Annotated in this window: 14 protein-coding genes; 6 read left to right on the plus strand and 8 right to left on the minus strand. The window is 62.4% G+C overall.

From position 1 onward, the window contains the following. Positions 1-117: 117 nt before the first annotated feature. The 6 genes from DK391_RS40615 to DK391_RS40640 form a co-directional block, all read right to left on the minus strand. Positions 118-1,575 (minus strand): MdtP family multidrug efflux transporter outer membrane subunit, encoded by a 1,458-nt coding sequence (locus DK391_RS40615; protein WP_109483645.1) that lies wholly within the window; start codon positions 1,573-1,575, stop codon positions 118-120. Between the two features lies 1 nt (position 1,576). After that, the gene (locus tag DK391_RS40620) at positions 1,577-3,640 is read right to left on the minus strand and encodes an FUSC family protein (protein WP_109483646.1); all 2,064 of its coding nucleotides are present in this window, start codon (positions 3,638-3,640) and stop codon (positions 1,577-1,579) included. A gap of 7 nt (positions 3,641-3,647) precedes the next feature. Continuing rightward, positions 3,648-4,697 (minus strand): multidrug transporter subunit MdtN, encoded by a 1,050-nt coding sequence (gene mdtN / locus DK391_RS40625; protein ID WP_109483647.1) that lies wholly within the window; start codon positions 4,695-4,697, stop codon positions 3,648-3,650. Between the two features lie 30 nt (positions 4,698-4,727). Further along, positions 4,728-4,985 carry a YtcA family lipoprotein gene (locus DK391_RS40630; protein WP_109483656.1) on the minus strand — a complete coding sequence of 86 codons (258 nt, stop codon included), beginning with the start codon at positions 4,983-4,985 and terminating at the stop codon, positions 4,728-4,730. A gap of 128 nt (positions 4,986-5,113) precedes the next feature. After that, the gene (locus DK391_RS40635; protein WP_109483648.1) at positions 5,114-6,805 is read right to left on the minus strand and encodes an arylsulfatase; all 1,692 of its coding nucleotides are present in this window, start codon (positions 6,803-6,805) and stop codon (positions 5,114-5,116) included. Between the two features lie 124 nt (positions 6,806-6,929). Next, on the minus strand, positions 6,930-8,216 hold the full coding sequence (locus DK391_RS40640) for an anaerobic sulfatase maturase (protein WP_109483649.1): 1,287 nt from the start codon (positions 8,214-8,216) through the stop codon (positions 6,930-6,932). Here DK391_RS40640 and DK391_RS44700 point away from each other — a divergent pair. The 3 genes from DK391_RS44700 to DK391_RS40650 all read left to right on the plus strand — a co-directional run bounded on the left by DK391_RS44700 (position 8,215) and on the right by DK391_RS40650 (position 11,174). Then, positions 8,215-8,526, plus strand: coding sequence for a hypothetical protein (locus DK391_RS44700; protein ID WP_162601048.1), 312 nt, complete (start codon positions 8,215-8,217; stop codon positions 8,524-8,526). The two genes, DK391_RS40640 and DK391_RS44700, sit on opposite strands and share 2 nt — an antisense overlap. Before the next feature lie 200 nt (positions 8,527-8,726). Beyond that, positions 8,727-9,527 carry an ABC transporter substrate-binding protein gene (locus tag DK391_RS40645; protein WP_109483650.1) on the plus strand — a complete coding sequence of 267 codons (801 nt, stop codon included), beginning with the start codon at positions 8,727-8,729 and terminating at the stop codon, positions 9,525-9,527. Positions 9,528-9,839: 312 nt separating this feature from the next. Continuing rightward, positions 9,840-11,174, plus strand: coding sequence for an EAL domain-containing protein (locus DK391_RS40650; RefSeq protein WP_109483651.1), 1,335 nt, complete (start codon positions 9,840-9,842; stop codon positions 11,172-11,174). A 97-nt stretch (positions 11,175-11,271) separates the two neighbouring features. Here DK391_RS40650 and DK391_RS40655 read toward each other — a convergent pair whose 3' ends face one another. Together DK391_RS40655 and DK391_RS40660 are read right to left on the minus strand one after the other, a co-directional pair. Beyond that, entirely contained in the window at positions 11,272-12,729 is a 1,458-nt protein-coding gene (locus tag DK391_RS40655; protein WP_109483652.1) for an HDOD domain-containing protein, read from the minus strand. Between the two features lie 76 nt (positions 12,730-12,805). Continuing rightward, a complete protein-coding gene (locus DK391_RS40660) occupies positions 12,806-14,653 on the minus strand; it encodes a sensor domain-containing phosphodiesterase (protein ID WP_109483653.1) in 1,848 nt (615 codons plus the stop codon). Positions 14,654-14,960: 307 nt separating this feature from the next. Here DK391_RS40660 and DK391_RS40665 point away from each other — a divergent pair, with 307 nt between their 5' ends. The 3 genes from DK391_RS40665 to DK391_RS40675 all read left to right on the plus strand — a co-directional run bounded on the left by DK391_RS40665 (position 14,961) and on the right by DK391_RS40675 (position 17,565). Then, on the plus strand, positions 14,961-16,283 hold the full coding sequence (locus DK391_RS40665) for an EAL domain-containing protein (RefSeq protein ID WP_109483657.1): 1,323 nt from the start codon (positions 14,961-14,963) through the stop codon (positions 16,281-16,283). Positions 16,284-16,463: 180 nt separating this feature from the next. After that, on the plus strand, positions 16,464-17,027 hold the full coding sequence (locus tag DK391_RS40670; RefSeq protein WP_109483654.1) for a peroxiredoxin: 564 nt from the start codon (positions 16,464-16,466) through the stop codon (positions 17,025-17,027). 73 nt (positions 17,028-17,100) lie between these two features. Continuing rightward, positions 17,101-17,565, plus strand: a complete 465-nt coding sequence (locus DK391_RS40675) for a hypothetical protein (protein WP_109483655.1) — start codon at positions 17,101-17,103, stop codon at positions 17,563-17,565. Positions 17,566-17,735 lie beyond the last annotated feature (170 nt).

The raw sequence follows: 17,735 nt of genomic DNA on the forward strand, positions 1-17,735 counted from the left end.
TGCTTACTTTCTTTGCGGCGGCAAAGAAAGTAAGTGCCGCCCCGCACAGGGGCAACGCCTGAAGCACCACTAACAAACCGCGGACGCCAGCGAAAGCAACCAACCCCAACCCCAACATCAAACACCCGAGACATCAGCCAAATACCCACCGCCCAGCGCCTTGATGAGAACGATCCCCTGCGCAATCCGCATCCCATCAACCATCAACAACGCCATCTCTTCAGCAATCACAGGAACCCGAGCCTCAACCGCAATCTGCCGACTCGCAAGCCCGCTCGCAAAATGCGCCTGCGCCGATTCCTGCGCGAATCGCGTCGCATCGACCTTCTCCGACTGTAGCGCACGCTCGCCATCGAGTGCCTGCAGCTTGCTGCTGCTGACAGCAACGTCGCGTACGGCATTGAGCACCGCCTGGTTGTATTGCTCGATTAGCATATCGCTTGCCGCGCGCGTGCCATGCAGATTGGCATTCAGACGACCTCCATCGAAGATAGGCAAATACAGTCCCGGTATCAGATTGATCTGCTGACTAGCGCCGCGAAACAGCGTGTCGAGATGCAGCGAGTCGAGACCGATCAACGCCTTGATGTCCAGGCTAGGGTAGAACGCAGCCTTGGCCGCGTCGATCTGGCTGAACGACGATTGCACATACCAGCGCATCGCCTGAAGATCCGGGCGCCGCGCGAGCAGCGCGTATTGCAGCGTAGGCGGCAGGCTCGCTTCCGTCAGCGGTAACGCGACGGGCTGGATGTCATTCAGATCATCAGGTCCGGCGCCAGCCAAAGCACGGATCGATTCCCGCAATGCCTTCACCTGTCCCTGCGCGGCGACGATCTGACGGTCGACGGCAAGCAGTTGCGCACGCGCGCCGTGCAACGGCACCTGCGCTTCCAGTCCCAGCCTGGCCTTGCTCTGATGCGCGTCGACGGCGAACACGAGTACCTCGCGCATCTGTTGCAGCAACCCGATCATCCCGTACGTGGTCTGCATGCTGTAGTAAAGCTGCGCGATATCCGACGAGATGTCGAGTTCCACCTGGGCTGCCTCGGCCGCGCGTGCATTCTGCACGCCGAGTGCGGCTTCGACGGCCGAACGGTGCATGCCCCACAGATCGATGTTGAGATCGGCGACCAGTCCAAGCGCGCCCTCGGTGTACCACGGCCCCGTAATGCCGAGTCGCGGCAGGTTCAGCGAATAGGGGCCGAGAAAGCCGTTCGCGGAAGCGTGCTGTTCGTTGACGAGCGCGAATGCAGACACCTGCAGCCCCGTGCCGGCACGCAGCAGATCCGCCTGCGATCCCGCCTGCGTCACGCGCGTGCGCGCCATCGCGATGGTGGGGGAAGCTGACAGCGCTCGCTCGATCAATGCGTCGAGTTGCGGATCGTCGTAGCGTTTCCACCATTGAGCGTCAGGCCAGCCGTCGTGGGCGAGATGGATATCGTCGGCGAGGCGGCTCTGTTCGGGCGCGATCTGCGCGTGCGGCGCCGTATCGTTGTGAATCAGCGCACAGCCCGGCAGCAGGGCGGCGCAGCAGATCATGATGGGAAGCCTGAAGCGCGAGAGTGAGTTTGCCATGTCAAATGCGATGTCGCGTTGCCGTCGGGGCGGGTTCGTTGCCGTCGGCAACCGCTGTCCAATCCGGTAGTTCGAGGATCTGCGCGGCCAACTGCCGCGCCTGAGCGGCAAGAGCCGGCTTCACGTCAGCAAGAGGCGCGAGCGGCGAGGCGTGCGATGGGACGGCAGCGCACGGCTCTGCGACGAGGCCGTCAGCGTAGTGATCGAGCGCGTCGACGACGCGTTCGCGCCAGTCGTCCCAGGCGGTGTCGTCGGCGAGTGCGTCGCGCAGGTTGTCCCATTGATCGATGATGCGCCGAACACGTGCCAGCACATCGCGCGTGTGTTGCAACAGCGCTTGCCGCGTATCGGAAGGCAGATTGACTTCGAGCGATACGCGCGCCTGCATGTCGTCGCAGAGCGTGAGCGCATTCCAGCACGCGATGCGCTGCTGCAGATAGGTAAGCCGATCGGAACCGTCCACACGTCCCGATGAGCGGATCAGCTTGCCCGCTTCACGCAGCGCATCGGCCAGCTTTTGCCGGAGCGTGACCGCTTCGCTCTCGGGCCAGACGAACGTGTAGATCACGGTCGATACGGCAATGCCGATCAGGATGCCGATCACGCGGTCGCGTATCTCGCCAAGATCGGCAGTCGGTCCGAAGCCGTCCTCAAGCGTCGCCATCGCGAAGGTGAACACGAACTGCGTGCCGAAATAGGAGAAGCGCTCGGAGCCTGTCGCGATCCAAGCGCCAGCGAAGCATATCGGCGCCAGCATGAGCAGGAAGCCAGCAATGCCGTCCAGGTGCGGGATGATGAAGAGAGTGGTGAGCAACGCGAGCAGCGCGCCCATCAACGCGCCACTGCAGCGCAAGAGCATTTTCTGCAACGACGCGCCCGTGCTCGGGTACGCGACGATGACGCAGGTGAGCATGCTCGTGTGGATGCCGTCCCACTGTGCGCCGTGATAGAAGACGTAGCAGACTGCCGACGCCAGCGCGACCTTGAGCGCAAAGCGCAGATACATCGGGTTCGTGAGCGCGTCGGGAACGAACAGCGAATCTTTGGCAGCCTTGGGTTCAGCTTGGCTCAGATCGAAGCGCGCAAGCGCCTGCAAGGTCTGGCACAGGCCATCCAGTCCGTACATCCTGGCGGTTGCGCGTTCGGTATCGGTGGGGTGCCACTGGCTTCGATAGGGTTCGGCCCGCCCGACAGACGCGTTCAACGCAGCGACTTCGTCTTTCAGTCTGCATAGCAGCGCACGGGCGATGTCGCCCGTCGGAAGGCGCTGCGCAACGAGCGCGTTGGTCTTCGCGCGTAGATAACCGGCGGTGGCAATACAGGCGTTCCAGTACGAGGCGATGGTGCGATAGTCGGCGTCATCCGAACGGGCGAACGTGTGCAGCGCTTGCAACGCCAACGTGTCTTTTTCGATTTGCGCGTTGGCGTGAGCCGAGGGTGGCGCTGTCTTGCTTATCTGTTGGAGCAACGCCTGGGTCGCGGCGAGCTGACGTTGCAATTCGCGCTGCACCAGCGCCGCTGGACGTGAAGGAAACAGATAGCCGCACACGATCACCATGAGCAGTACGGGATACAGTCCCGCAACGACTGCCCACATCAATGCACGTACGGCGATCTCGGGAAAATCGAGCGTATCGGGGATGGTTTGGCCATAAGCGGCCACCAGCGCCACGGCGAAAAACATCAGCCCGAGTTTGTTGACGCGCATCAGATACATGCTGCCAAGCAGGATCAGGCCCGCTGCCGCGATGCGCACGAGCGGATAGCCATAAGCGTATTTGAGCACCAGAAACAGGCTGCCAACGTCGAGCACGGGCGCGCCCACGACCACGACTGCGACGACCCGCGTGAAGAATGCGTTCGACTGCACGCCGTAAAACAGCACGATCAGGGATACGGCGATCATCGGCACCCGCAAGGTCATCGATATGAGGACTACGAGCAGGCAGAGCGAGCCGAGCTGGATTGCCTGTGCGCCGCGTCCCGGCCGCGGCTGCATCACTTCTTCGCGCACAAAGATCGCCAGAGCCTGAAAACGCCCCGGCACGTAGTCGGCCAGTTTCATAGCGGATTCAGGAGTGAGGTTGATCGGCGTGCGGGTTCAACTGGGCAACCGCCGACGCACCGATCCTGAACAGTTCGGCATCGGGCTCGTCCACCCGGATCTTCACGGGAAAGCGCTGTGCGACCCGTACCCAGTTGATGCTGCGCTGGACGCGCGGCAATCCGGCGAGCACGAGGCCGCCGTCGTCGGGCAGCACGCCGAAGCCGATCGAGTCGACGCTGCCCTTGAAGCGTTTGCCCGTATCGCTCATCAGATAGACGGTCGCGGGCGAACCAGGGCGAATGTTCTTCAGTTCCGTCTCGCGAAAGTTGGCGATCACGTACCAGTGGCGCGTGTCGATCAACGTAAAGACCGGTTTGAGCGCCGACGCGAACTGACCGACAGCGCTCTTCAGCGACACGACGCGGCCGTCGAACGGCGCGCGCACGGTGGCCATCTCCAGGCGTAACTGCATGAGCGCGATGTCGGCGAGCACGACGTCGCGCTGTGCAACCAGTGCGTCGACGCCCGTCACGGCCGAGGTAGCCTGCTGGGCCTGCAGCTGCGCGGCGACCAGATCGGCCTCGGCGGCGCGTTGCGCGCTGCGTACGCGATCGACTTCTTCGGCCGATACATACCCCGGCGCGAGCAGCGGCTGCGTACGCCGCAGCGTTTGCGTCGTCTGCGCAGCCGCGACGCGTGCGCGCTCGACGAGGGCATGCACGGAGTCGGCGCCGTACTGCTGTGCGGTGACGAGGCGGCGAGTGAGCGCGATCTGCTTGTCGAGCGCAACCAGCGATGCGTTGGCGCGCGCGAGTTCATCCTCGAAAGGACGCGGATCGACGCGGAACAGCAGGTCACCCTTGCTGACGCGCTGGTTGTCCTTTACAGCAAGCTCGACGATGCGTCCGCTGACTTCCGGCACGACATCGATGGTGTCGGCCTGAACATAGGCATCGTCGGTGCCGGGAGAGGTGTCCACGCGCCAGATGACATAGACGAGCAGGGCGAGCGTGACGGCGACAAGCATCAGCGCGAGCCATGTCCTGCTTTTCGAAGTGTTGGAATGAACGGCCATCGGAAGGCTCTGAATGACGAGATTGCAGCGTTAAAAAAAGATCAGCCAGACCAGCAGCGCAAAGAGCAGCATCAAGGTGGGCTGCACGATGACAGGCGGCCCAAGCGCACGTGCCTGTCCGAGCTTGATCAGCACGGCGCGCACGAGCAGCGCCAGTACGAGTCCGGCAACGCTGCAGAAAAGCCAGTCCGGGAAAAACGAGCCGAGCACGGAAATGGACTGCGGCATCGTGCAGCCTGATGCAGTCAGGCTGAACACGATCAACAGGATCGGTCTAATCACAGGCATAGCGTTCGAAGAGTGACGTCGACGCGGCGAAGCGCCGCGAATCATGGCTCGGTGCGTGCGGGCATCCGGCCTGCTGCAAGGCACGCGATGAATGCGGGCCTTGCGAGCAGGGATGCCCGTGCTGCGCGTCAGTCGTCCTTTTTGCTGATGGCTTTCACGCGCGAATTGTTGCGTGCGATCTCGGCATCGACGCCGGCGCGAATCCCGTCGACCGTGAAGCTCGCGGGCGTCTGGGCAGGCGGATATGCGACGAAGGTGTCGAGGAACTTCGCCGTCTCCGCGATGGCGCCGTACAGCACGTAGACGTTTTTCGTCGTCCAGTCGTAGTACTGGTCGGAGACGATGTCAGCGCGCTCGTACGGGTCCATGCGCAGGTTGAAGATCTTCGGCACGCGCAGGCAGGTCAACGGGTTGTTCCATACGCCGAAGCCACCGGGCGCACGCTGCTCGCAATAGACGAACTTCCAGTCGCCGTAACGCATGTCGACCAGCACGCCGTCGTCGTCGAAGTAGTAGAACTCCTTGCGCTCGCTTTTGGGCTCTTTGCCTTCGAGATAGGCCAACTGGTTATAGCCGTCGAGGTGGTTCCGGAAGGTTCGCCCGCTGATGCTCGCGCCCTTCAGCAGACGATCCTTGATGTTTGCGTCGCCGGCCGCCGCAAGCAGGGTGGGGAACCAGTCCAGGCCGGAGAAGATTTCGGTCGACACTTCGCCCGCCTTGATGTGGCCCGGCCAGCGCACCAGCGCAGGCACGCGGAAGGCGCCCTCGTAGTTGGAATCCTTCTCGTTGCGGAACGGTGTGGTCGCGGCGTCCGGCCAGGAGAACTGGTTCGGACCGTTATCCGTCGTATAGACGACGATCGTGTTGTCGGCGATACCCATGTCGTCGAGCGACTTGAGCAGCTTGCCGACGTCCTGGTCGTGCTCCCACATGCCGTCGGCGTAGGTGTTACCGCGCATGCCGCCCTTGTCCTTGTACTCGGGGCGCACGTGAGTGAACACGTGCATGCGCGTGGTGTTCATCCAGACGAAGAACGGTTTGTCCGCGCTGGCCTGCTGTTTCATGAAGTCGATCGCGCGGCCGGTGGTTTCGTCGTCGATGGTCTCCATGCGTTTGGACGTGAGCGGCCCCGTGTCCGTGCAGACCTGCTTGCCGACCTTGCCGAAGCGCGCATCGACGGTGGGGTCGTCATGGGACGAGGCCTTGCAGTCCATCACGCCGCGCGGCAAGAACAGCTTGTCGTAGACCTTGCCTTGCGGTGTATTGGCTTTCGGCCAGTACGGGCGCTCCGGCTCTTCTTCGGCGTTCAGGTGATAGAGGTTGCCGTAGAACACGCCGACGCCATGAACCGTCGGCAGATATTCGTTGCGGTCACCCAGGTGATTCTTGCCGAACTGGCCCGTCGCGTAGCCGAGCGGCTTGAGCGCCTGCGCAATCGTCACATCCGATGCCTGCAAACCCTGCGTGGCACCCGGAATGCCGACCTTGCTCAAGCCCGTGCGCAATGGGGACTGGCCCGTGATGAAGGACGAGCGTCCCGCCGTCGAGCTGTTCTCCGCGTAGTAGTCGGTGAACATCATCCCTTCCTGTGCGAGGCGGTCGATATTGGGCGTCTGATAGCCGACGACACCCTTGCCATACGCACTGATGTTGGTCTGACCGATGTCGTCGCCGAAGATAACGAGGATATTGGGCGGCCGCGTATTGTCGGCTGCGTACGCGATGGAACTCAACGCCAGCCATCCGGATACGGCGGCGGATAGCGCCGTGACGACCTTGCGCTTTAGCATGCGTCTGAGAGGTATAGGCTCTTTTTTCATTGTGTACTCGTTGTGATGAGAGGCAGCGTGTGGAGATCGTCTGCGGGAACGCAGCGTTATGAGCGACGCAGACGGCCTTCCGCCCAGGCAACGTACGGACGGATTCGTGATGGGCGGCGAACGGTTAGCCGCTCTGGAGGCTGTTTGCGATCTGCCGCAGCCTGGGGCCGGCATGCGCATGAAACTGTCTGATTCCCGGGCAGAGATAGTTGAGTCCGGGCTCGCCGTCCGGCGTGCGGACGAGGCGGTTCTTCGGGCATTCGCCCCAGCACAGATTCAGATTCGGGCACTGCCGGCAATACTGTGGAAGGGTGTCGCGCTTGCCGAATCCGAATGCCTGCTGCCGCTCCGAAAAAGCCATCTGATGAAGCGGATGCGTGAAGATGTCGCTCAGTTCGTACTCGGGATACACGTAGTGGTCGCACGAATAGACGCGGCCGTCGTGCTCCATCGCAAGCCCCTTGCCGCAGAACGGGGCCGTGATGCAAAGCTGCGAGGGCAGGCCCATGGTCTGCGCGACGGCGGTTTCGAACAGATTGACGAGTACCCGGCTCAGGTCTTCGCGATACCACTCGTCGAAGGTGCGGCTCAGAAAATAGCCCCAGTCGTCGGGATCGACGGACCAGTCTGTCACGACGGAGTCAGCCGATCCCGGTCTTGCCCTGTCGGTGCCGACGATGGGTATCGCGTCTTCGTCCCAGAACTGCGGTGCCACCTGTTTGAACGTTCGCGCTTCCACGCACGGATTGAACTGCACGTAAGTCGCGCCGACTTCGCGTGTCAGGAAGCGATAGACGTCGACGGGTCTGCGCGCGTTCACGCGATTGACCACGGTGAGCGCGTTGAAGCTGACACCGTGCCGATGAATGCAGTCGAGCGCCCGCATGACCTTGTCGAACGTGGGCCTGCCCGAGCGCGTCAGGCGATAGGTGTCGTGAAGCTCGCGTGGCCCGTCGATCGACAGGCCGACGAGAAAATTGTGCTGCTTCAGAAACCCGCACCACTCGTCATTGAGCGCAATGCCGTTGGTTTGCAGGTTGTTTTCAATGCGCTGGCGCGCGCTGCCGTACTTCTCCTGCAGCCGCACGACCTTGTGGAAGAACTCGAGACCCATGAGCGTGGGTTCGCCGCCTTGCCACGAAAACACGATCTGCTCGCCGTCCTGCGCTTCGATGTATTGACGGATGAAGGTCTCGAGCGTTGCATCGCTCATGAAATCGCCGCGACGCTGCTCGAGCAGCTGCTCCTTGTGGAGATAGAAGCAGTACGTGCAATCGAGGTTGCAGGCGGACCCCGTCGGCTTGGCCATGACGTGAAAACGCCGCTTGAAGCGTGCGCCAGATGGCGGAGCGTCGACGTCGCCGAGGCTGGTTGGCAGCGGTATCAGCGGGATGGTCGTGCTGTTTTTCATGACTGTCGATGCTCAAAAAATCGCCTGGGTGCGCGGTAGCGCTGATGCATATCAGGACGATAGCGAAGCAATCCTGATTAAAAATATCCTACGTATGAAGGGTGAAAATGCATATTGGACCAAAGGCGCATTGTGTCGCCCGATACCCGTGGATACGCTGTCCGCGCCCCGAGCGCGACGTCCGCCGGCCGTTCTAATTGCATCAACAGATTCGCAACATGGACCTTCGGCCGATTCTCGTTATCCGGCCAGGATCATCGGAAGGATTGCTTTGTTGCGACAGTATTTTTCGGATTTGGGCGCGGCGTGATCGTAGCGTCGAAAAACTCGAAAACAGTTTTCGTGAGGTGGGGGGCGCACGGGACCCTGTAAAATCCTGCCCTCGCGCCGGCTTGTGCACCGCAGCAAGCCGCTCGCCGGCGTTTGAACCGTATTTTTGGCGTTGCAATGATCATCTGCACGCTCAGGGCAGAACACACCGCCCACAAGCACTTCTTGAGGAAAGTCTGAATGAACATGAGTTGGCAAAAGAAGGCCGCGCGCGCCGCCTTGGCAAGCATCACGCTGGCAGCGAATATGACGGCCGCATCGGCAGCCGAGATCAAGGAAATCCGCTTCGGCGTCGAAGCGTCCTACGCACCGTTCGAATCGAAGTCGCCCGCGGGTGAACTGCAGGGCTTCGATATCGACATCGGCAACGCCGTCTGCGCCAAACTCAAAGCCAAATGCGTGTGGGTCGAGAATGCCTTCGACGGCCTGATTCCCGCACTCCAGGCGCGCAAGTTCAACGCGATCAATTCGGACATGTCGATCACCGATCAGCGCCGCGCCGTCATCGACTTCACCGATCCCATCTACGTGATCCCCAACCAGATGATCGCGAAGAAGGGCAGCGGCCTGCAGCCGACCGCGGCATCGCTGAAGGGCAAGCACGTCGGCGTGCTGCAAGGCACGATCCAGGAAACCTACGCGAAGGCAAAGTGGGCGCCCGCCGGCGTCGACGTGATTCCGTATCAGACGCAAGACCAGGTCTACGCGGACCTCGTCGCGGGCCGTCTCGATGCATCGTTCCAGGACGGGGAAGCAGCGTCGAAGGGTTTCCTCAAGAAGCCGCAAGGCGCAGGCTTCGAATTTGCCGGCCCGGCCGTGTCGGACGAAAAACTGCTCGGTGCGGGTGTCGGCTTCGGTCTGCGCAAGGGCGACGCGCAACTGAAGAACGCCGTCAACGAGGCGCTCAAGGAACTCAAGGCCGACGGCACCATCGACCGGCTCGCCGCCAAATACTTCGACGTCAAGGTCACGCTCAAGTAACCCGCGTTTCACAGGATGCAGTTCGCTGCATCATCGCCTGATCTCCACCGGCCGCTTCGTGCGGCCGTTTTTTTTGCCCTTGTTTTATGGGCTTTTTTCGCACGGCCATGCTCCCGTGCAAGCTTGTGTGCGCTAAAATTGCCGCACGAGGAAAGACGGCTCGACGTAGCGCCGGGAAGTGCCAGCACGTCGGCAAAAGCCGCCAGAACGACCGAACAGACGAGAGCACGAAGCATCGCGCTTCGCCACAACTACTTGCATGAGACCAGCGGCAGCGCGCAGGCGCAACGACTGGCCGGACAGGGGACCGGAATGACCACCAACGCAGTCGAGGAACGCCAGGCAGAGGACGTTCCGGGCATCGCGCAGGACGCGCGCGCAAACGTTTCATTTGCACGCCAGCCCATCCTGAACCGCGACAACATGCTGTGCGCGTTCGAACTCAAGCCTTATCAGGCGCCTGCCGCTGAATCAGACGGACAGGACGAAGCGCACGAGTCGCAGACAGGCACCACAGACTTCATCCAGGCCGTACTGCAACCCGACGTGCGCGCGGCGCTCGCCAATCATCCGGGCTATCTGCCCGTCACGCGCGAACTGCTGTTCGACGAAGCAATCCGCAGCGTGCCTGCCGAACGCTTCATGTTCGAACTGCCGCCCGACATCGCCGCCGACGATACCCTGATCGCCCGCATCATCGAACTGCATGGCCGCCGCTATCGCTTCGTGATCGACAATGTCTCGCAGGCCAACGATACCTTCGCGCGCCTGCTGCCGTACGTGGACGCCGTGAAGATCGACATGCAGCGCATCCCGCAGGCGATGCTCGCCAAGTTTTCGAGCGTACTGAAATCGGCGGGCAAGCTGCTGATCGCGCAAGGCGTCGAGTCGCAAGCGGTGTACGAGCAGGCGTTCAATCTCGGCTTCGACCGCTTTCAGGGCTTTTACTTCGCGCATCCTCAGGGCGCCGCCGCGCGCAAGGTCAGCGCGCCGCGTCACGCGCTGCTGAATCTGCTGCAGCTGCTGGGCGGCGAGCCGACCGTCGCGCAACTCGAAGCCGAACTGAAGCTGAACCCCGTGCTCGTGATGCACCTGATGCGTCTCGCCAATTCGAGTGGCCTTGCGATGGGCCGCAAGGTCACAACCTTGCGCGAGGCGATCAACGCGACCGGCACCAACCGCATTGCACGCTGGACGCAATTGCTGCTGTACGCCGATGGCCGCAAGGTCGCGCTCGAAGACGATCCATTGCTGCAACTCGCCGCCACGCGCGCGCGTTTCATGGAACTCGCGGTCGAGCGTCTGCCCGAAGCGGGCCGCGACGCAACCGACGCTGCATTCCTCACGGGCGTGTTCTCGTTCGTCGATTCGGTATTCGGCGGCTCGCTCGAACACACGCTCAATGTGCTCGCGCTATCCAAGCCGATTCGCGATGCGATCCTGTTGCGCGAAGGCGTGCTCGGCACCTTGCTCAACGTGGTCGAAGCGCTCGAACGGGGCGTGTGGTCGGATATCGAGGAAGCGAGCAGCAAGCTCGAAGGTTTGTCTGTGCTCGACATCGCGCAGATGGGGCTGGTCGCCGCCGCGTGGGCGGGCGTCGCCGATCGCAGCGCCGAAGCGTCGGGGCTGGAACGGATCGAGGATTGAGGCGGGAGACAGCGCGGCTCACAAGACGAGCCGCGCGTATCGAGGGAAGAGGGCGCAGGCTGCGCCCGTTTGAAGCAGTCTGAAAAACGCGTTCGCGTTACAGCATTTCCACTTCGCTCACCGGCGCGTGAGCGAAAAACCGTCCCAACTCACGCGCGAGTTCATTGAGCGCGGCCATTTCCCGCTGCGAGATGCGGCGCGGCACATCATGATGCGCCCAGTCGCCATAGAGCAGGGCGACCGTCGATTTGTTCTCCAGCACCACGGGCAGCAGCACGAACGAATGCACATCGTCGAACGCGCGTCGATACCAGTCCGGCAGGCGTGCATGCATCTTCGGATCGCGCGCATTCTCGATGAAGATGCCGACCGAGTTCGCAATCGCGAGATGAAACACGTCGGGCTCGAAGGCCGTTGCGAAGCTGAGCTTGGGCAAGGCCGCGTCGATGCGCGCGCCAAAGCCCATCGTCGCCTTGAAGATGCCGCTGCCGTGACGTACGAACACGACGGTGCGTTCGAACTGCAAGCCCGCCAGCACCGTTTCTGAAGCGAGCGCGAGCGCAGGCGCGAGTCCGCTGTCGCTCGGCAGTGCCTGCAATTCGTCGACGCCCGCGCGAATGCACGATTCAGGATCGAGCGATTGACGTGCAATCGCGTCGGCGTTGGCGCGCAATTCGAAGATCTCGCGCATCACGCCATCGCGCGTTTCTTCTTCGGCGAGTTGCAGGCTCATTTCGACCAGCACATCGGGATCGGTATTGAGCGTGCGGCTATAGCGCTGCGCGAGTTCGGCGATGCGAACATCGCGTTGTGCCTGCGGCAGATGCGGCTGCGTCAGCACGTTCGCGACTTCCGTCGAATAGTTCGTGATCGCGCGCAGCCATTGCACCTGACGCGGCTCGTCCTGCTGCTGCGGATCGAATTCCGACATGCCGACGCGGATCATCTCCGGCAGGCGCCAGCGCGTCGCCGCTTCGAGCCCGATCTCATGGAAGGTCACGCCGAGCACGCTATCGCAGGCTTCGTTTTCGCCCATGCCCGTATCGACCTGACGGCGAATCTGGTCCCACTCGGCATCGAGATAGAACACCACCAGCAGCTTGCCGATCTGCCGCATCAGCGTGCAGACCACGGCTTCTTCGCCGTCGCGCAGATCGCCGCGCTCCGTCAGCTTGCGCGCGACGCAGCCCGACAGCATCGTGCGGTTGAGTTCGAGCTTGGCGTCGATGCGGCGCGGCGCGCTGTGATGAAAGTGATCGACGATCTTCAGGCCAACGACGAGATGCCCGACGGCATCCATGCCCAGCACCATCAGTGCGCGCGAAACGGTCGTGATGTTGCCGCCGAACGCCATGTACATCGCCGAATTCGCGAGACGCAGCACCTTCTGGGTCAGCGCGAAGTCGGAGAGCACGATTTGCACGAGTGCGCTGAAATCGAGATCGTCGTTATTCATTGCAGCCATCGTCGAGCGCAGCGACTGCTGCAGCATCGGAAAATCGCCGCGCTCGTTCATGCGAGCCCACAGCCGGTCAAGCAGCGCAGCCTTTAGCATGAGAGTTCCGCGAGAGGCATACAGGTTCCAGTGAGTGGCACGCCGGGGTGTAGCCGGTGCACAGTGTTGTTATGCGTCATGTCGTTTTCGCTTCACCGTGCACGTGAAGCGAGCGTGATTCGAAGCGCTGCGCGAGTTCTTCCGACGGCAGCGCCTTGCAGACCAGCCAGCCCTGGATGTGATCGCAGCCCATCTCGGTCAGCAGGTTGCGCTGTTCTTCCGTCTCGACGCCTTCGGCGACGAGTTCGAGATCGAGGGTCTGCGCAAGGCCTACGACAGCGCTGACGATCGCCTGATCGTTGCGCGAGGTTAGCAGGTTCTCCACAAAGCTCCGGTCGATTTTCAGCTTGGCGAGCGGGAAGCGTTGCAGATACGCGAGGCTCGAATAGCCGGTGCCGAAATCGTCGACGGCGAAGCGGATACCGAGTCCCGTCAGTTCTTCGAGCAGCGTGGTCGCGTGCTGCGGATCGTGCATCAGCAGGCTTTCGGTGATCTCGAACACCAGGCGGTGCGGATCGATGCCCGTGAGCGCAATCGCTTCGCGCACGCTTTCCTTGAAGCGCGGTTCGCGGAACTGTTGCGGCGACACGTTGACGGCCACGTATTGCAGCCGGATGCCTTGCGTGTCCCAGCGGATCAGCTGCATGCACGCGGCCTTCAGCACCCAGTTGCCCAGATAGTTGATGAGGCCGACCGATTCCGCGAGGGGAATGAACATCGACGGCGGCACCAGTCCATGCACAGGATGCTGCCAGCGGATCAACGCTTCGACACCGACGACACCATGCGTCTGGCTGCTGGTGATCGGCTGGAAGTGCAGCGAGAATTCGCCGTTGCGGACGCCGTCGTACAGGTCCGATTCGAGCTTCAGGCGCTCGGCATCGGCGGGGCTGTCGTCGGGCACGTAGAACGCGAGCGTGTTGCCGCCCGCGGCCTTGGCGCGCGCGAGCGCGTGATCGGCCCAGCGCAGCAACTGGCTGTCGCGCGGCGCGCCGTCGCTTGCTTCGCCGATGTGCTGCGTATCGGGATACAGCGCAATACCGACGCTGGCCGACAGATGCACCGGCTGGCGGTTGAAGGTGTACGGCTGCTGGATGGCGGTCAGCAGGCGGCGCGCGAGCGCTTCGGCGGCAATCGCGGCATCGGCGCGCGTGTTGGCGGCGGGCAGCAGGATCGCGAATTCGTCGCTGGAAATGCGCGCGATGATCTCGCCTTGCGTCGTCATGTTGGACAGGCGGCGCGCGGTGTCGCGCAGCATCTCGTCGCCGGCGTCATAGCCGAGCGCGCGGTTCACGCGCTGATAATCGTCGATGTCGAGCAGCAGCAGGGCGGCGGACTTGCCCATGGCGTCCGCTTTCTGCTGCGCCTGACGCATTTCCTCGACGAGCGCCGGCACGTTGGCAAGACCCGTCAGGTTGTCGTGATGCAGCTGATGCTTGAGGCTCGCTTCCGTTGCGCGCCAGCTCGACACGTCGAAGCCCGCAATCGCATAACCCTCGATGCCGTCGTGGCAGTTGCGCGCGATGCGCAACTCGACGGGCACGGGGTAGGTAAGCGACTTGATCAGATCGAGCGTGACTTTTTCGACGCTGCCGCTTTCGTCGGCGCGGCGCAGTGCGGCATCGAGGCGCGCGACGTCGCTTGGTGCGACCAGTTCGTGCAGCGTGACCGTCTGCAGATATTCGCGGTGATAGCCGATGAAGCGCAGGCTCGCCGCGGAGACATACAGGAATGTCAGATTGCGCGCCACGTGCGCGAGGAAGTCGACGGCCAGCGCGGCCTGTTCGAGCCCGTTCGCCACGGCGGGGGCGGCGGGTGCGTCTGCGGCGACCGTCGGGCGCGCGGGCTGGCGGACCGCGCGGAATCGGTCGATCGCCGTGCGCAGCAAGCCGCGGCGGGCTGGGGTGATCCTGGTCGCTTCCATGTGTGTCGCTGACTACCCGGTTCGTCGTGAGGCTGGACGCCTTGTCGCTACCCGGAATTCAACCAATCGGGGCAGACGCGAGGCCGTCCATCAGAACGGGTTATCGACGTTTGCGGCAGAATCTTTAGCTTTCAGACATAAAAAGCGCCATAACATATGGTAAGGATTGACCTCGCGCCCAGATGCCTGTGCATCGCGGGTGGATTCCGCTAAAGTGGCGGCGAACGTGCTTCGTTTATGTCATTGACACAACGCAGGCACGCGCCCCGCAAGCATGCCGTTTTCCGAATTCAAGCAGCCGTCAACCATGCCTGATCCGTTTCAAAACGACGACGCCGGACGACCCCAAACGTTTGCGCAAGCAGGCGAAGAGGACGAGGCGATCTCGTCGGCGCAGTTCGTCTACGTCGGGCGTCAGCCGATTCTCGACCGCGACGGCGCGCTGCACGCCTACGAACTGCTGTTTCGCGGCAGCGCGCAAAACTATGCGCAGGTGTCCGACGACGCGCAGGCCACCGCGCAGGTGGTGGTGCGCACGATCGGCAGTATCGGCGTGCCGTCCGTACTCGGCACGCATCGCGGCTATGTGAACATCGGCCGCGATCTGCTGTTCGACGACATCGTGCATCTGATGGAGCCCGAGCGCTTCGTGCTCGAAATTCTCGAGACAGTCCAGTTCGACGACCGGCTGATTGCGCGCATCGCCGATCTGCGCCGCGCCGGCTTTCGCGTGGCGCTGGACGATGTATGCGAGCTGTCGCCGAACCTGCTTGCTGCATTGCCGTATGCGGACATCGTCAAGATCGACTTCCTGCAGACCGACCGCGCGACGCTGCCGGGCCTCGCGCAGGCGCTGGCGAAGCGCGGCAAGACATTGATTGCCGAAAAAGTCGAGACGCGCGAAGACTTTGCGCTGGCTCGCGAGCTGGGCTTCGATCTCTTTCAGGGTTATTTTTTCGCGCGTCCACAGGTGCTGTCGACGCGCCGCACGCGTTCGTCGCGCACCTCGCTGCTGCGTCTCCTGGCGCTGCTCGCGCGGGATGCGGGCATTGTCGAACTCGAAGACGAACTCAAGCGCAATCCGACCGTGGTCGTGCAACTGTTGCGGCTGGTCAATTCGAGTGCGTTTGGCCTTGGGCGCAATATCGCGTCGCTGCGCGAGGCGATCATCGCCACGGGCACGCGACAGATCGCGCGCTGGGCGCAATTGCTGCTGTACGCGGGCGGCGGCGACCTGCCGTGGCGCTCCGATCCCCTCGTGCAGCTGGCGGGTACGCGCGCACGTTTCATGGAACTGGCCGCGCGCTGGATCCATCCGAACGCCGAGGCGTTCGCAGACGCCGCGTTTCTTACGGGCGGGTTTTCGCTGGTGCACGTGCTGATCGATTCGACGCCGGACGCGACGCTCGATCCGCTCGACCTTTCGCCGATGATCCGCGATGCCATCGTCGAGCGTGCGGGGCCGATGGGCGCGTTGCTGAGCATCGCGGAGGCGGCGGGCGAAGGGCAGGATGCCGCCGCGATTGCGAGCGCGCAGACGCTTGCCGAGTTCAGCGCGCTGACGCCGATCGTGCTGGCCGAGCTGAACCTGTCGGCGGCGGCGTGGTTCGGCGCGCATCTGGGCGATTGAAACGGGGGTAGGGCGCGGCGCAGTGCGTGCTTGCGTCCGCGTCCCGCGTCCGGCTGACGGCGCGCAGTCGGCAAACGTGGTCCAATAGGCGTCTCAGGTTTGCGGCTGCGATGTGCGGGCTATTGGGCTGCATCGCAGGATGTTGCACGGACAACGTGCGCTTACGTTCGAGGATTCGACATGAAGCTGAAGATTGTGCCGTTTGCTGTGGCGGCAACGCTGTGCGCGGGATTGTCGCTGCATGCGTTGACGGCTAGCGCCACGCTCAAACCAGGCGATGCTGCACCTGATTTCACGACGGAGGCGTCGCTCGGCGGCAAGACTTACAAGTACGAGCTCGCCGATGCGCTAAAGAAGGGCCCGGTGGTGCTGTACTTCTATCCGGCTGCGTTCACGAAGGGCTGCACGATCGAGGCGCACGAGTTTGCCGAGGCGGTCGACGAGTACAAGAAATACGGTGCGACGGTGATTGGCGTGTCGCACGACAACATCGATACGTTGACGAAGTTTTCGGTCAGCGAATGCCGCAGCAAATTCCCGGTGGCTGCCGATCCCGATTCGAAGGTGATCAACGCGTACGACGCGGGGTTGCCGATGCACGCGTCGATGGCGAACCGCGTGTCGTATGTGATTGCGCCTGACGGCAAGGTCATTTACGAGTACACGAGTCTGTCGCCCGACAAGCATGTCGAGAACACGATGCAGGCCGTGAAGCAGTGGGCTGCAACGCATAAAGCGCCCTGACGGGCGGGTTGTGATTGTCGCGGTGCGATGTGCGATAGCTGAGCGGACTTGAGCCATTGCGGGAGACCTTGCCATGCCTATCGTTGTTGCGCTGTTTGTTCTGATCGCGTTGATTTACGGCTGCGTGCAGGCGTTTCATGCGTTGTCGGCGCGGTTTGGTTTTGGCGTCGCGGTTGGGGCTGCTGTGCTGGCCGCCGTGTTGGTGCTGGCGGCGCTTGCGTGGTGGTGGCGTCGGCACAAAGAAGTGTCTTCCAATATCCGCGATGGCGACTGGACTCATGAACTCAAGGGTGAGTGGGGCGGTGTACGGCTGGCTGCCGGCAAGCGGCTGTGTGATTTGCAGGTTGCTGGTGTGCGTGGGTCGTATATTTTTGCTGATCTGCGTGCGGCGCTGCCTGTGAGAGAGGGGGACCGTTGGCAGGTCAAGCTTGATGTTAAAGATGCTGTGCATCCTGAGTGGCGGGTGCCTGTTGCATCTGAGCGCGAGGCCAGGCAGTGGGTGAGGATTTTTGATCTGGCGATGGCGCAGAAGTTGTAGGTTTTTGTTTTTGTTTTTGGTTTTGGTTTTGGTTTTGGTTTTTGGTTTTGGGTTGGATTCGCTGGCGTCCGCGATTTGTTAGTGGTGATGCAGGCGTCGCCCCTGTGCGGGGCAGCACCTACTTTTCTTTGCCGCGGCAAAGAAAAGTAGGCAAAAGAAAGCCGCTGAAC

Source organism: Paraburkholderia sp. C35 (assembly GCF_003121405.1).
Classification (GTDB): Bacteria; Pseudomonadota; Gammaproteobacteria; order Burkholderiales; family Burkholderiaceae; genus Paraburkholderia.